This is a genomic window from Bradyrhizobium sp. S3.12.5 (assembly GCF_040548225.1).
GTDB lineage: Bacteria > Pseudomonadota > Alphaproteobacteria > Rhizobiales > Xanthobacteraceae > Bradyrhizobium > Bradyrhizobium cytisi.
Genome location: NZ_JBEPRF010000015.1, coordinates 63,252 through 78,686, shown reverse-complemented (window position 1 = coordinate 78,686; position 15,435 = coordinate 63,252). Strand labels below are relative to the sequence as shown.

The 15,435-nt window shown below is 58.7% G+C and carries 15 protein-coding genes; 13 read left to right on the top strand and 2 right to left on the bottom strand.

Features of this window, described 5'->3' with window-relative positions; genetic code table 11:
- The first annotated feature begins 298 nt into the window (after positions 1-298).
- The gene (locus ABIC09_RS22865; protein ID WP_354110627.1) at positions 299-499 is read left to right on the top strand and encodes a fumarylacetoacetate hydrolase family protein; all 201 of its coding nucleotides are present in this window, start codon (positions 299-301) and stop codon (positions 497-499) included.
- A 148-nt stretch (positions 500-647) separates the two neighbouring features.
- On the opposite strand, the gene ABIC09_RS22860 is transcribed toward ABIC09_RS22865, so the two are convergent.
- Positions 648-1,430, bottom strand: coding sequence for a helix-turn-helix transcriptional regulator (locus ABIC09_RS22860; RefSeq protein WP_354034873.1), 783 nt, complete (start codon positions 1,428-1,430; stop codon positions 648-650).
- Positions 1,431-1,631: 201 nt separating this feature from the next.
- On the opposite strand from ABIC09_RS22860, the gene ABIC09_RS22855 reads away from it, so the two are divergent.
- On the top strand, positions 1,632-2,384 hold the full coding sequence (locus ABIC09_RS22855) for an SDR family NAD(P)-dependent oxidoreductase (RefSeq protein WP_354034875.1): 753 nt from the start codon (positions 1,632-1,634) through the stop codon (positions 2,382-2,384).
- Between the two features lie 111 nt (positions 2,385-2,495).
- Here ABIC09_RS22855 and ABIC09_RS22850 read toward each other — a convergent pair whose 3' ends face one another.
- Positions 2,496-2,768 (bottom strand): Rossmann-fold NAD(P)-binding domain-containing protein, encoded by a 273-nt coding sequence (locus ABIC09_RS22850; RefSeq protein WP_354110626.1) that lies wholly within the window; start codon positions 2,766-2,768, stop codon positions 2,496-2,498.
- A 337-nt stretch (positions 2,769-3,105) separates the two neighbouring features.
- On the opposite strand from ABIC09_RS22850, the gene ABIC09_RS22845 reads away from it, so the two are divergent.
- The 11 genes from ABIC09_RS22845 (at position 3,106) to ABIC09_RS22795 (ending at position 15,283) form a co-directional block, all read left to right on the top strand.
- Positions 3,106-4,590, top strand: coding sequence for a carboxylesterase/lipase family protein (locus ABIC09_RS22845; protein WP_354034879.1), 1,485 nt, complete (start codon positions 3,106-3,108; stop codon positions 4,588-4,590).
- A 525-nt stretch (positions 4,591-5,115) separates the two neighbouring features.
- The gene (locus ABIC09_RS22840) at positions 5,116-6,237 is read left to right on the top strand and encodes a hypothetical protein (protein WP_502916424.1); all 1,122 of its coding nucleotides are present in this window, start codon (positions 5,116-5,118) and stop codon (positions 6,235-6,237) included.
- A gap of 148 nt (positions 6,238-6,385) precedes the next feature.
- Entirely contained in the window at positions 6,386-8,089 is a 1,704-nt protein-coding gene (locus ABIC09_RS22835) for an amidohydrolase (RefSeq protein ID WP_354110625.1), read from the top strand.
- A 418-nt stretch (positions 8,090-8,507) separates the two neighbouring features.
- Positions 8,508-10,058, top strand: a complete 1,551-nt coding sequence (locus ABIC09_RS22830; protein WP_354034883.1) for a 4-hydroxyphenylacetate 3-hydroxylase N-terminal domain-containing protein — start codon at positions 8,508-8,510, stop codon at positions 10,056-10,058.
- Positions 10,058-10,588: a flavin reductase gene (locus ABIC09_RS22825; RefSeq protein WP_354110624.1), complete on the top strand. Its 531-nt coding sequence runs from the start codon at positions 10,058-10,060 to the stop codon at positions 10,586-10,588. The genes ABIC09_RS22830 and ABIC09_RS22825 overlap by 1 nt, the downstream gene beginning before the upstream one ends.
- A gap of 20 nt (positions 10,589-10,608) precedes the next feature.
- Entirely contained in the window at positions 10,609-11,154 is a 546-nt protein-coding gene (gene nbaC, locus ABIC09_RS22820; RefSeq protein WP_354034887.1) for a 3-hydroxyanthranilate 3,4-dioxygenase, read from the top strand.
- A gap of 27 nt (positions 11,155-11,181) precedes the next feature.
- Positions 11,182-12,219 (top strand): helix-turn-helix domain-containing protein, encoded by a 1,038-nt coding sequence (locus ABIC09_RS22815; protein ID WP_354110623.1) that lies wholly within the window; start codon positions 11,182-11,184, stop codon positions 12,217-12,219.
- Positions 12,219-12,605 carry a RidA family protein gene (locus tag ABIC09_RS22810; RefSeq protein ID WP_279662966.1) on the top strand — a complete coding sequence of 129 codons (387 nt, stop codon included), beginning with the start codon at positions 12,219-12,221 and terminating at the stop codon, positions 12,603-12,605. Before ABIC09_RS22815 ends, ABIC09_RS22810 begins: the two co-directional genes overlap by 1 nt.
- Positions 12,606-12,694: 89 nt before the next feature.
- Complete coding sequence (locus tag ABIC09_RS22805) at positions 12,695-13,477, top strand: fumarylacetoacetate hydrolase family protein (RefSeq protein WP_354034891.1); 783 nt, start codon at positions 12,695-12,697, stop codon at positions 13,475-13,477.
- Positions 13,478-13,741: 264 nt separating this feature from the next.
- Complete coding sequence (locus ABIC09_RS22800; protein ID WP_354034893.1) at positions 13,742-14,221, top strand: RidA family protein; 480 nt, start codon at positions 13,742-13,744, stop codon at positions 14,219-14,221.
- 99 nt (positions 14,222-14,320) lie between these two features.
- The gene (locus ABIC09_RS22795) at positions 14,321-15,283 is read left to right on the top strand and encodes a helix-turn-helix domain-containing protein (RefSeq protein ID WP_354110622.1); all 963 of its coding nucleotides are present in this window, start codon (positions 14,321-14,323) and stop codon (positions 15,281-15,283) included.
- Positions 15,284-15,435: the final 152 nt, after the last annotated feature.

Here is a 15,435-nt window from a genome sequence, read left to right as displayed (position 1 = left end):
CCGCCCGCGTGGGACTGTCGCCGCACTTGGTCGCGATGGCTGATGCGGAACTTCTACTACCTGTGCGGATTGCGGTCTCCATCGATGAGGCGTGGCAGCACATCTTCGGCTTCTGCGTTCTCAACGACCGAATGTCTCGCCGTGGATCGTCACGGCGGAAGTGCTGCTTCCGTTCCGCGTGACTGCATTCCCGCGTGACGAACAAGACCCGCGTCCTTTGCCGCATCTGCACGCCCAGGCCGATAAGTAGTCCGGCGCGATCGACATCGACGTGCGTTGCGCTCTACGTGCGGCAGGCATGACCGCGGCTCTGACGGTCAGCCCCGCCTGCACTCGCGGCCTGTATTGGAGGCCTGCCCAGTTCGTCACGCACCAAACGAGCAACAGATGCAATCTAGAGACCGGCGATCTGCTTGGATCCGGCACCGTCTCCGGAACGACGCTGGGTAGTCTCGGCAGCCCGCTCGAGATCACCGCGTGCGGCCACCAAGCCGTTTGATCTCGGCGGCGAGCCCCGATCGTTCCTGGCGGACGGCGACGAAGTTCGATGACGGGATAGTGCAGTCGCGACGGCTTCGCCACGATCGGCTTTGGTGAATGCACGGGGAGGGTGACACCTGCGGTCTGAGGCTTCCCTGCGCGCAGGTTTAATCCATGACAAGGCGGAGCAATTCGTTCTGCGACGAGATGCCGAGGCGGGCATAGGCGCGCTTGCGATAGGTCAGCACCGTGTTGATGCCGATGTCGAGCCGCAGCGCAATGCCTTCCGAGGTCAACCCCTCCATGATGCCGGCACAGACGTCGGCTTCCCGCGTGGACAACACGGGCGCAACCCGCAGCAATCGCGCGCGAACGTCTTGGGCCGGGCCGCGCTGGGCCGCTCGGGCATCGCGGGCATGGCGCCCGATCAACGCCAAGAGCATGTCGGCGCCACGCGCGATCAAGGCCTCGTCGGAATCCGAAAACGCGTTCCCACCGGAACGGTACAGATTGATGCGGATGGTCCGGTTCGCCGACGCGCCGGCGATGCAGATGCGGTCGCCCAGTCCGACCGACGTGTAGCAGGCGCTGCGATAGTCGGAATGCTTAATCTCGGAGGCGCGCGTGCGGATGCACCAGGTCGCGCTCCCCGATGTTGGCGTACCGGCCATCACCTGATTGGCCAGGTCGTGACGCCAGTAGGTGCTGCGGTAATGGTTCGCAACGTCTCTGGCCACCGGTCGTTGCCCGGCGTTCTCTGCGATCAGCACAAGTGGATCAGCATCGCGGTCGAATGCGAACGCCGTAAGGTGGCCGCAGCCGGTCATCGCGTGAGCCATCTTGAACAACGTGCCGGGAAACGTTTCCGCGCCTGCGAGATCGATCAGTCCAATCAGCGCCGGCGTCATGTCGTAGACGCCAGTCGGATGGTCCACCTTGTAAGCCTTCATCCCGGAACCTCGGCCAGCGGCTCTCTGTCCGCTCGCCTGCCACTTAAAGGCAAATTCGGGTGCAGGCAATCGGCGCTTCGGCTTGGATAGTGTCCCCTATTCATGTGACTGGGCGACCGGTGGCAGCGTGTTAGCCTCCCCCCGGATCAGCGCGTGACAAGCGCCTTGCGGCGTTGTCACAAATTCAGGGTGGAACCATCGATGAACGACGCCAAACCGCTGCGCGACCGGGTCGCCGTGATCACGGGCGGCAGCAACGGTATCGGCGCCGCCGCCGTGCGTGAAATCGCCATGCTCGGCGCCAACGTCGTGATCGGCTACCACAGCAGCGAAGAGCGGGCGCGAAAGCTACTGGAAACACTCCCGCCGGCCGACCACGCGGTAGCGCGCCTGGAACTGAAGGACGAGACCTCGTTCGCAGCCTTGGCGGATGAACTCGGAATCCGCTATGGAAAACTCGACATCCTGGTCAATTCCGCAGGCTTCACCCGTGCGATACCGCATGGCGATCTCGACACGCTGACGGACCAGCTGTTCGAGGACATCCTGATCGCGAACGTGTGCGGTCCGTACTCCGCTGTCCGGGCGCTCCGCTCCTTGCTACGCGCATCGGGTGACGCCGTCGTCATCAACGTCTCGTCCATCTCGGGCTTCACCGCGTCCGGCAGTAACGTCGCCTACTGCGCATCGAAGGCCGCCCTGGACAACATGACCGCCTCTTTGGCACGCGTGCTCGGCCCGGAAATAAGGCTACTGGCGGTTTCGCCCGGCGCCGTTGCAACCGACTTCGTTCCGGGTCGCGATCGCAGCGCTCTCGAGGCGGGCGCCAAGGCGACGCCGCTCAAGCGCGTCATCGAACCGGATGACGTGGCCGCCGCCATCGTTGCCTGCATCACCCATCTCAAGGCCAGCACCGGCACGCGCATCGTCGTCGATGGAGGGCGTCACCTGTGATCGCCGCCCGATTGCAATCTCGTTCGCGTTGGCCTGTGCGGAGGACGCCCAGCAGACCAAGATCGTCGCTGGCTTCGCGGCGGGCGCCGTCGCGGACGTTCTGGCGCCCATCTATGCGGATTCAAAGAGGTGTCTCAACAGCGTCACCATGTCGAGAACCGGCCGGGCGGTGTCCGGCATGGTCGCGGTCGCCGCGGTGTCCCTCTCGCGATTGCGGACAGCGCGTACTTGCTTGCCGCGCGCCAACAGGTGTTTTGCCGTTGCTCCGCCCACTTTTCCCGTAATTTCCAGTACCCATACATGCGTTTTTTCCTGATCCTGGGGGACAATACGATGCCCCGGTTGGTTCAGTGGATGAGTGGCATAATGGCGCGGATACCACAAAGATATCCAACACGTGGCCGAGCACTCGTGGGGAAAGACCAAGTCTCCGACCAATTCATTTAGGGCAAAGTAAATTGGAATATAGATGAGGTTAGCCGATCGATACGTCTCAATTACGGAACGGGGCATTCCAGTCGCGGAACTGGACGAGCAATATCGAAACGCTGTTGAGTAGGCCGCAAGCGACCTTCGGCGCCGGAAGCAAAGTTCGCAATGCCGGGCGACGCAGACGTGGCACCCGAGACACGCAGGAGGTGCAGAGAGTCGAAAGCCGTTCTGATGGTTGTATGAGTCTGATCCGGGGCTAGCTTCGGCGTTGAATTGTTGGAGACGAGAAATGGTTGGAGTTGAGCGCAGCGTGGATCATATCGAGTTGGAAACACCTTTCGGCTGCCTGCGGGGCATCACGGTGGACGGTGTTACCGCGTTTCATCGAGTGCCATACGCAGAGGCTCCGATCGGGCCGCGGCGTTTCGAGTTGGCGGGATCGGCTCTCCGATGGCGAGATACTCGCGACGCGACCGTACCTGGCCCCGTTCCCCCACAGTTACCCTCGCGCCTGGACAGCGTTATGGGTACCTACGAGGTGGAGCAAAGTGAAGACTGTCTCCATCTCGATATATGGACGACGCACCGGGCTGGCGACAATGCGCCGGTCTTGGTCTTCCTCCACGGAGGCGCCTTCATGACCGGCGGCGGGTCGCTCCCTTGCTATAATGGAAGCGTTCTCGCAGGGGAGAATGGTCTTGTAGTCGTGAACATTACCTCTCGCCTTGGTCTTCTCGGCTTTTGGCCTGGACCTGATTTCGGCGAATTGAATCTGGGCCTCCACGATCAAGTTGCAGCTCTGCGTTGGATCAGGGAGGCGATCAGTTGCTTTGGAGGCGATCCCGCGCGCATCACAGTTATTGGGCAGTCGGCTGGCGCCTTCAGCATCGCTGCGTTTCTCGGGACTGATCTTGGGCGCGACCTCTTCAGCCGAGCGATCATCATGAGCGCGCCTGTCGGCGTAGAGCTGCGCACAGTCGAAACGGTGAGGCCGCTGGCCAAGACACTTCTAGACGTTCTTGGATTGGCCGACCAAGATGCCAACAGACTGCGGACGATGCCCGTTGACCAAATTCTTGGATTACTACGTGGGTTGCAAAACAGACCTCCGGCGATACCGGGGGACATCAGCCCGCCGTTCATGCCCGTTCTGGATGGCAGCCTTATCCCGAGAGATCCTGTCGCATCCATTCAAAACGGTAGCGCACAGTGGTGCGACATCATGATTGGTGTAACACGCGAAGAATACGCTGCGTTTTCGCTATCCAATCCGACCTTGAACGACCTGTCTGAAAACGAAGTGAATGACATATTCAAGTTACAAATAGGAAGCGGCGCAGCGGATGCGATCATGAAGATCCGATCAGCGCGCGTTCCCGCGATTCCTCGGACGATAGTGGGAGATCTCTACACAGACACGATCTTCACGGACGCGAGCCTGGCTGTCGCAACTGCCCAAGCGAAGGCTGGCCGAAATGTGTTTTCCTATCGTTTCGATTGGCAGTCGCCAGTCCCAGGACTAGGCGCCTGCCACTGTATCGATCTTCCGTTTCTTTTCGGAAATATCGACGTGTGGCGGAACGTTCCGATGCTCAAGGGAGCAGATTGGCGAGAGGTGGAAGAGCTGAGCCGACGATTTAGAGGTGCGATTGCGGCATTTGCGAAGAGCGGCGAACCAAACGGGACCGATTTGCCGTATTGGCCCGCGTACACACACAACCGTGCGGTGCTCCACTTTGATAGGCGCATTCAGGCCTTTGGCTGGGTCGCCTGATACTCTTTAGCCGGTTGAGTCGCGCGACCGAGGAAAGTCTGTCGCGCGCGCCGCTTGCCCAAGTCGCTTAAAGCGGGCTGTTGAAGGATGTTGCATTGCTTGAGCTTACAAGTTGTACGTCTGGAGCGTTCCTGGGACAGAGCTTTGATCGTGTTCAGCTCGGCCCTGATCTTGCACGTTGGTAGATCAACGAGTTCATTTCAGTCGCCGCGAAGTTGGGTGATCCACGTCGCAAATGTGGGCGCCGAGCCGATGCTTGAACTCGCCAATCCGGCCACTCAATCTTGATTTCTCTCGTCGTTCGGCTTGCGGCTGAAAGGCTGTCCCGCTCGTCTGCGCCGTTACCCGAACGTCGTCCATGAAACGCGCGAAATAGAATGATCGTCCCATTCTTGGAACGCGATCGTGCCAACTGCGGTGCTTTTGCTTACCCGCTCGACGCTTATGCTGCCAACCGTTGGATTTTGGAGAATGGCCTGGGTACAGCGCTGTTCGGCTGGCTAGGCAGAACATTGGCGGGGGAAAATGAAGCGTCAAATTCAGATAATGCTAACAGTACTGCCCTTGGTTTCCTTTGGTAGCGCGGCAGGTCTGGCGGGAGATCTGCCGGTCAAGGCCCAGCCAGCGCCGCCCGATCTGCCATTTTTCCTGGTGATCGATGACCGTGTCACCTTTTCGTATATACCAAAAGCAGCAGACCCAGGTGTGTACTCGGTAAATCCGAACGGGTCGCTCAACAGCAACACCGCGGTGCAGGTCTATTCGTTCACGCATTTCGACGCCTGGCGATACGGCACGAATTTCCTGAACCTATCAATGTACAAGGCGGATCAAAACGATCCAGCCAGCCCTTGCACCAACGCCGGCAGTATCTTCAATCCTGGCACGCGTGTTACCACTCCTGCAAATTGCGCAGGTGCTATTTCTGGCGTGGGCCAGCTTCGGTCGACATTTGGCTGGAACGAAATCTTCGGGGCCAAGACTTTCACTGTCGGGCCGCTGCGCAACATCTCGTTCGAGATCGGCCTTGATGCGGCGGCCGCGAACTATTATCGGGCGTCCGCAGGGCAGGCCGTCTCGGCGGGCTTGCAGTTCCAGTTCGATCTTCCCTACAAGGGCTACATAAATATTGCCCCTCTGGCGACCTGGGTCTACAGCTCCCACATGGGCTTCCTGCAGTGTGGGGGAGGGTTCGCTCCCAATACACCAGGCGTCGGCTGCCTTACCGACGGCAACAGACAATATCAGCCGACTTGGGCAATCGAAACCAACTACTACATGAATCTCGATTTCTTGCCCGAGAGCGTCCGCTACTTTTCTATCAGCGGCCGAGCGGCTTGGACTGGGACGATGGGGTCTGAGAATAGTCCACTTCCTTACAACCCTTTGCCACTAGCTAGCCCTGCCAACTCGATGACAGCGGTTCAGCTAAATTCCGAGCCGATCCGTCTGACCTTCGATGCATCGAAAGCGATGTGGGGGCCAAAGTATTCGCATTACGTCGACGTGTGGGTCGCCTATCGCTATTGGCAAAACAAATACGGACTGGATCACAACGTCAGTCGGCTTTGCAACCTCTCACCGGGTGTGAGCAACAATACCTGTACCGAATCAAGTCTGTACAGCGGCGTCACGATGAAGTTCTAGCTTCATTTACCTCCCGAAGGTCAACTCTGGCCGCATGCCCCGCGGCACAGTTTTCGGATGCTTCCATGGCGGACAGTGCGCAAGCTTCTTCGAGGCTGCGTTGCTGGCCGCCTCTTCGTGGGCCATGAACTGAGAAGGAGAGGTTGCGATGAAGTTTGTGAAGCGGCTGGCGTACACGTGGATCATTGTGGGTCTGCTTGGAAGCTCAACATGGTCCGCTGCAGAGGCCCAGCCGGCGATAGCCGATACCATTTATGTTAATGGCAAAGTCTACACCGCTGATGTGAAGAACACCGTGGTGGAGGCGTTCGCGTTATCAGGCGATCGCTTTCTCGCCGTTGGCAGCAACGAGGAGATCAGGAAGCTCGCGTCCACCGGCACCCGTGTGTTCGACTTGAAGGGACATTTCGTTAGCCCTGGCCTTGCCGACGCGCATTTCCACAATGAAGGCGGCGGTACCGGTATTGATCTGTCTCATACCCGTAGTCTCGCCGAACTCATGTTGGCGGTAGCCAACGCCGCCGCGGGGGCCGCGCCGGGCGCGCTGCTCGTTTCGAACGGAGATTGGCACGAAGCGCAGTTGAGAGAACAGCGCCTGCCAACGGCGCGACAGTTGGACGAGGCGGCGCCGAACAATCCTGTGGTGCTAGTGCGAGGCGGTCATTCCTACATCCTCAATGGGCGAGCGCTGGCGCAGTTCAATATCACTAGCCAGACGCCGGTGCCGGCCGGGGGACAGATCAGTCGTGACGCAAATGGTGAACTGACCGGAGAGTTGTTTGACGCGGCCAAGGCGCTTGTGCCGCTACCCGCTCCAAAGCCGCTCGCGATGGAGGACATCCTCGCGACGCAGAGAGCGATCAATCCTTTCGGCCTCACGGCGGTTCGAATTCCGGGTGCCTACCGGGGCAACCTGGTGGAGGCGCTGAAGCTGATGCGGCAGGCCGACGCCGAGCACGCGCTCACCGTGCGCTATACCGTCTATATGCCGGGGTTCGGGTTCAGAACCCCGCAGCAGGTCGACGATGCGGTCGCCCAATGGGGTGTGACGCAGGACGAAGGCAGTGATTTCGTCCGCGTAGGCGGCATCAAGCTCGTGGTGGACGGTGGTTTCGAGGGGGCTCACCTCACGCGCGCATATCAAGAGCCATTCGGGAAGGGCGGAACCTATTCGGGTCTTACCCTTTCACCTCCCGAGGCCTACAATTCTGTCGTGCGCGAGATCAATCGCCTGGGTTGGCGCGCCGCGACGCATGCCGTAGGGGATGCGGCCGTGGACGAGGTTCTCACCGCCTACGAGATCGCCCACAATGACAAACCGTTGACCGGGAAGCGATGGGCCATCGAACATGCCTTCATCGCGCGGCCCGATCTCGTCAAACGCATGCAGAACCTGAAACTGATGGTGTCAGCGCAGGATCACCTTTATCTCGCCGCGCCAGTCTTGAAAGGATATTGGGGTTGGGATATCGCCAGCGAAGCGACGCCGCTCAAGAGCTATCTCGACGCCGGATTGCTGGTCGCCGGCGGCACCGACTCGCCGGTCGTTCCGTTCAACCCATTTTGGGAACTCTACCATTTTGCGAGCCGCGATACGATGTCCGACGGTGTTTACGGGGCCGACCAGAAGGTTACCTCGCGAGCACAACTGCTGCGATTGGTCACGATTAACTTTGCCGTGTTGATCGGAGAGGAGAATCGTCGCGGCTCGATCGAGCCAGGCAAACTCGCCGACTTCGCGGTACTGACCGACGACTTCTTGACCGTGCCGCTCGACGCCATTCCCAAGATGAAGGCATTATTGACCGTAGTTGGCGGGAAAGAAGTCTATCGCGATCCCAATATGCCTTGACGATCGGAGCGGTCCTCCGCCCCATCGTCGGTAAGCATTCATCAAGGGCGAACACCCACTTCTGGATCGATCCCAAGGCCAAGCTGGCTGCTCTCTTCATGACGCAGTTAGCGCCCCTGGGCGATCCGCGTCTTATGTCGGCCTTCGTCGAATTCGAGCGAGCTGTTCATGCCCATGGATGATCTCTAGCCACCGCGTGAGCGGGTCGGCTTGCCCGTTAGGGCTTCGAGCACGTGCTGGTTGGGCCGATTGACCGGTGAGGCATCAGGGCAACCTTGCTCCCGCTCCTCGTCAAGAAGTCAGCTACGCGGCAATTCCTTTTGCCAAAGTGGCTGTTGTCTTCGGAGCCAATGCGCGGAAGTGTTGGGGACCATTCGAATGCAAAGCATTCAAATTACCCCTTAGCCAGGAGCAGCGTATGAATCGCGGTGGAAACCGGCCTTTCACGGGCGCCGAATATCTTCAGTCTCTACGAGACGGCCGCGAGGTGTGGATCTATGGCGAGCGTGTCAAGGACGTTACAACTCATCCAGCGTTTCGCAACGCGGCGGTCTCAATAGCCAAGCTATATGATGCGCTGCACGACAAGTCCCTCAAGCAGGTCTTGACGACCGAGACCGACACGGGAAGCGGCGGCTTTACACATCGGTTTTTCCGCTACGCGCGGTCGCGCGAAGATCTGATCGCGCAGCGCGATGCAATCGCAGCCTGGGCGCGCCTGACATATGGCTGGATGGGACGAACGCCCGACTACAAGGCAAGCTTCACGAACACCCTGGGGGCGAACGCAGACTTCTACGGCAAGTTCGCCGACAATGCGCGTGGCTGGTACAAGCATGCGCAGGAAACGGTGCCATTTATCAATCACACGCTCGTCAACCCGCCGATCGACCGGAACAAGGCCGCAGACGACGTTAAGGATATCTACGTCCGCATCGAAAAGGAGACGGACGCAGGCATATTCGTCTCGGGTGCGAAAGTCGTCGCAACCTCGTCGGCGCTGACCCACTACAATTTTCTCGGCCAAAATATGGCTGCAGAAATCACGGATGACAGTATGGCGGTGATGTTCATGGTCGACATGAACAGCCCCGGGATCAAGCTGATCTGCCGAAATTCCTATGAACTTGCGGCCGCAGCGACCGGCTCGCCGTTCGATTACCCGTTGACCAGTCGATTCGACGAAAACGACGCGATGTTCATTTTCGACAACGTGTTCGTCCCCTGGGAGAACGTCTTCGTTCACCGCGACATCAACATGTTGCGTACCTTCTATCCGAAGTCGGGCTTCCTCAACGGCTTCACCTTTCAGAGTTGCACGCGCCTCGCCGTGAAGCTCGACTTCATTATCGGCCTGCTGCAGAAGGCCCTGCGTGCCTGCGGCACCGATGAGTTTCGTGGCGTTCAGGTGCAACTCGGCGAGATCGTGGGTTGGCGAAACCTGTTCTGGTCGCTGACTGACGCGATGGCTGCCGCGCCAGATCGCTGGGTCAACGATGGCTTCCTGCCGAATATTCGCGCCTGCACTTCCTTCCGGATCTTCGCCACGGAAGCCTATCCCGCTATCCGATCCATTATTCAGCAGATCGTAGCGTCCGGCCTGATTTACCTCCCTTCCAGTGCCAGGGATTTGAAGGTGCCGGAGATCGAAAAGTACCTCGCGCGCTATGCACGCGGTTCGAACGGCATCGATCACGTCGAGCGCATCAAAATCATGAAGGCGCTCTGGGATGCCGTCGGATCCGAGTTCGGTGCGCGTCACGAACTTTACGAGCGCAACTATGCCGGCAACCATGAAGCGATCCGACTTCAGGCGCTCATCCACGCCAAGGTGTCGGGCACCATGGGAGAAATGGAGGCTTTGGCGACTTCATGCCTCGCCGACTACGATGAGAACGGCTGGCGCGATCCCGCATATCACAATGGCGACGACGTCTCTGTGCTCGATTATCTCGCAAGGAGCCGCTGATGTCTGTCGATCGCATTGCCTTTCGGGACATGATGTCCCGGTTCGGCGTCGCCGTTTCGGTGATCACAACCGATGGCGCCGCCGGCCAGTGTGGCTTTACCTGCACAGCCGTCTGTTCGGTCACGGATGAACCGCCGACGATCCTGGTCTGCCTCAATCGCAAGAGTCAGATGAACGCCGTCTTTCGCCAAAACGGTGTCCTGTGCGTGAACGTCCTGAGCGCGGAACAGGAGGACCTTTCCGCAACGTTTGCCGGACGTCGTGACATCGGCATGGCTGATCGATTCGCCGTTTACCCCTGGGATCGGGTCGCCACCGGCGCCCCTGCGCTGCGACACGCTCTCGGAGCGATCGACTGCGAGATCTCCGAAACGCAGGATTATGGCACACATACCATCTTGTTCGGACGGGTAGTGGCGATAGCCCTCAACCCAGCCCGCGACGCGCTGCTTTACCTCAACCGCGAATATCGCGTCGTGCCCTTTCTGCCGCCGGCTGTGGTCGATCAAAGCGGAGCCCGTACGCGCTAACCAACAACCTGGAGAAACCTATGAAGCACGCGTTGGAGAACCCACCAATCAATCTCGACGATTGGATTGAAAAGAACAAGGCAACGCTCAAGCCCCCGATCGGTAATCGTCAATTTTGGAAGGGCTCTTGGGAGACAACCCTCGTTATGATGGTTGGTGGGCCGAATTACCGACCGGACTACCATGACGATCCAGGCGAAGAACTGTTCATTCAACTGCGCGGTGACGCCACGCTCAAGCTGATCGACCCCGCGTCGGGCGAACGCAGCGAGGTCGTTGTGCGGGAAGGGGAGATGTATCTCCTGCCGTCGCACGTCCGCCATTCGCCGCAACGGCCAGAGGGGTGCATCGGGCTCGTCATCGAGCGTTACCGCCAGCCTGGGGAGGTCGACGCCTTGGAGTGGTATGACGAGAAGGGCTGTCTGGAATTTCGTGGCGAGTTCCTGGTAAAGAATATTGAGGAAGATCTCGCCAAAGTTCAGGCAGCCTGGAAGGCTTGGTCAATAAATCCGGATCGGCTGATCCCCACGACGTGGAGGGTTGGAATGCCGGTGCCCACTCAATAGGCACCGTTAGCCAAGAAGGGGACGAGCATGAAGCGCGAGAAGGACCCTATCGAGGTGCCTCATCATGACCAGCCGGCGCAGGTGCTTAACGTTCCTGCCTATTTCCTTTATGGAGAAAACTGGTCGGGCTCCATCTTCGGCTTCTTCCATATCGAAGAGCTGTTCGTTCGGAACGCTCCGAACAAATGGCACATTGCGCTGCACCGGCATTTGGACTTTGACCAACTTTCCATTCTTCTCAGTGGACACTGCACATTTGAACACGACGGTGTTTCGCGGCGGGTCGAGGCGCCAAACTGCGTTTATACGCCAGCCAACGTTGTGCACCAATTTGACTATTCATCTGCGGCGGTCGGATTTGTCATCAGCGTTTCACCAGACTTCGTCGTTGGTTTGCCTTCTGTCGAGGGAGCGACGAATACAGTTCTCCTGCGCTTGGTGGAAGAACGGGTCGTCGCCTTGGAAGGCGGCCAGCAGGTTACCACGGTCCGAAAGTTGCTCGAGTTGATCTCGGAGAAGGCGACCTCGCGCAACCCCTATCGTCGCGACGCATTGCGATATCTCTTCGGAAGCCTGCTCCTCGAACTCGGTGGGACATTGATGTCCCCGTCTCAGAACAAGATGCCGCAAGCATCCACATTCGAACTCGATCTATTCAAACGCTATCGCGAATTGATCGGCTTAACACTGAATGCAATTGGCTTCGCCGACGACCAGAGAACCAACCCTCTCACTGTCGAACTCTTCGCACAACGCCTCTCGGCCACTCCATATACGCTCAATCTCGCTTGCCAGCACATTTCCGGCATTCCAGCTCGCGACGTCTTGCAGGCTGCCGTCTTGGAGCAGGCAACGCGCCTGTTGTTGTACACGACAAAGCCCGTGAAGGAGATCTCATTCCTTCTTGGTTATTCGCACGCCTCCCACTTCGCTCGCTTCTTCAAACAACGACGCGGGGCGACGCCAGAAGCCTTCCGCCGGGCTTGCGCCGACGGCCCGCCCGGCGAGGCCGCAATTGATTCAAGCGAACATGGTTCGATCGCCAACTATGAAAAGGATGCCTGATGACACGGACGATCTTCAACAATCCCAATCTGCCACGGTCGAAATCTCCGCATTCGAACGCCGTGAGAATTGGAAACCTGATCTTTGTCTCGGGCTTTCCGGGTTACGACGATAACGTGCAGATTCCGAAGGGTGATTTCGCAGCGCAAATGCGGCTTGCTCTCAAGCACGTCAAGGCGACGCTCGAATACGCCGGCAGCTCAATCGACAAGATCGGCAAGGTGAACATCTATCTCGATCGCAGAGCCGACTTCGATCAAATGAATGAGATTTATCAGGAGTTCTTCGGAACCGATCCCTCTGGTTGGCCTGCGCGCACGACCGTCGAAGCTAGGCTACCGCGGCCCGATTTTCTTCTCGAAATTGATTGCGTCGCGGAAGTATGAGCGCGATTCAGACGGCCTATGAGGCCGTTGGACCAATCTCGCGCGCGTGTCAGCCGCGCGCATCTTCATAGCTGCAGGAAAGTGCACATATGCTAACAGACCAACAGCGCCACCAGGCCGCAGACGTTCTCATAGAGGCCGAGGGTGTTCGTGAGCAGGCGGGGCAGCTCTCGACTGAGTGGCCGTCGATCGGCTTCGATGACGCGTATGCGATTTCGGCCGAGGTCAACAGGCGTCGCCTCGAAGCGGGCGCAAAGCTGATCGGCTATAAGGTTGGCTTGACCTCGAAAGCGATGCAGAGGTCCTCCCAGATCGACGAGCCCGATTACGGCTATCTCTATCAGCACATGATAATCGCGGACGGCGGAAAGACGCCTCGTGAAAAATATTGTGTCCCAAGAGTTGAAGTCGAACTCGCTTTCGTGTTGGGCAAGTCTCTCAAAGGCCCCGGTGTCGGTATATTCGAAGCGCTGGATGCTTGCGATTATGTCTGCCCCGCGATCGAGATCGTTGATGCTCGCGTAAAGGATCCGCGAAAGATTTACGATACTATATCCGACAATGGGGCGGCGGCAGGCCTTGTGCTTGGCGGACGACCCCTCCGACCCAGCGAAGTCGATCTGCGCTGGACCGGCTGCATCCTTTATCGCAACGCCGAGATCGAAGAAACGGGCCTAGCGGCCGGTGTGCTTGGCCACCCGGCCCTCGGCGTCTCGTGGTTGGCAAACAAGCTTGGGGCCCAGGGCATTACCATGGAGGCGGGTCATATCGTCCTTACTGGCTCATTTACCCGGGTGGTTTTCGCCCAGCAAGGTGACAGTTTTCACGCAGACTTCGGTGTGCTCGGCGGCGTCGCGGTGCAATTTAGCTAAGCGACGGCGATGCTGAATCAGCCAAAATGATCGCGCTGGATCTTCTAGTGGTACTCGGCACAAAGGAAACATGATGGAAAATTCGAGGAACCGCGCGATTCCCTAGATCGAGTAGGCGCGATCTCACCGGCGCGGGTAAGTGGTTAGCGATTTTTCACAAATGGCTGTTGTGCAGGCTTCACTCCACCTCTCTTATTTCGTCGGCCCCGTTGTTGCAATGTAACTCCAGGCCGCCTTTAGGAAGTAAAACGAAAGGAGAAGTGGATGCTCGTCCGTCTCATGGCGTCGCTGATGATGCTCGCCCTATTAAGTTGCGCGGAGGCTTCCGCTCAGGTCCAAGCGGATTATAAGAAGGAGAGCTTCAACTACAGTGAATGGACCAAGGGGAAGTTCTCGGAGGTCGTGACTGTCACAAACGCGAACAAGTTCATTTTTCTTTCTGGGACGGGAGCGGAGCGCGAAGGAGACGGCGAGATTCTGTTTCGCGACGACTTCATGGCGCAATGCACATACGCGTACTCAAAGATCAAGAAGGCCCTGCAGGCCCAAGGCGCCACAATGAATGACGTCGTGCGGATCGTTACTTACACGACTGACGTAAGGTTCTTTCGGGATGCACTAAAATGCAGAGCGGATGCCTTCGGGAGCGCTCCAATCCCCGCCTCGACCTTCTTAGTCGTCAGTCAGCTCGCGTGGCCGTTCATGACCATAGAGATCGACGTAACGGCCGCCCTTGGAAAATAGCGCCTCGTTCGGCGACTTAGTCGCGATCGACAGGCATTGAGTAGACAGCCGTGCCTCCAACACGCTGATGCGGTTAGGATCAAGGCGTCAGGGAACGTTATGGTCAAAACGACAGGAGGAATCGACACCTGGTCGACCAGTCTAGTCGAGCCTGCGCGGAGCTTCGACTACTGGATTGGCGCCGTCTGCGAATGCTTTCTAGAGATGGATATCACGACGCCCGTTCGCAGAGGATTCGACTGCTCCATCCAGCGCGGGCAACTGGATGGGATTGGTGTCAATCGTGTGCAGGGCTCGGCGCAGCACGTCTATCGCCGACCAGCTAGCGTCGCGCGCGCGACCGCGAATTACTACTATCTACTCTGCAAGACCGACGGCGACTGGAGGGTGCTGCAGAACGGTAATTCGTCGCCCATGAAGACGTTCGATCTCGTGCTGCTGGACTCGCGGCGGTGCTATGAGTTCAATTTTCCGGTGACCGCGGACACGCTGTCGCTGGAACTGCCGATCCCCTGGGTCGAGTCATGGATCACCGATCCCGATCGATGCATCGGACAGCGCATCGACGGGCGAACGGGCTGGGGTGCGGCGCTGAGCGCGTATGCCTGCCAGCTGACGCCTCATCTTGCGATTGACCCGCCTCTGCCCGCGCCCGTTCTCGCCGACCAACTTGGCGCGCTGCTGGCGCTGGCTTATGGAAGCGAGATTCCCGCTACTCTATCCGAGCAGAAGGATGCTGCGAAGCTGATGGACGTGATCGTCCGTGGCATACGGCTGTACTACGCGGAACCTGGATTGACGGCAGGGCACGTCGCCAGACGTCTGCGTATCTCGAAGCGATCGTTGCATCGCTGCCTCAACGGCGCCGGGCTCACGTTCAGCGGACTTCTGAGTGATTGCCGGATGGCAGTGGCGCGCAGGATGCTGAGCGAACCCCGGTTCGATCACATTAGCATCAGTGGGATCGGGCTTCGCGTAGGTCTGTCCGATCCATCCCATTTCATTCGCCAATGCCGAAAGTCTCTTGGCGTGACACCTGTCGTATTCAGACGTCAGCGCTAATGCTGTTGCGAACTGAAGCTTCTTCGAAGCGCTGTATCGCTAAAGATTTGTGACTGTGGATGCATGCTTTCCCGGGAAACCCGTGTCCGCTTTTCCGGACAATGTTGTGGCACAAATCGGCGATCACTGCGGCGGAATCCGGCCATCCGGCT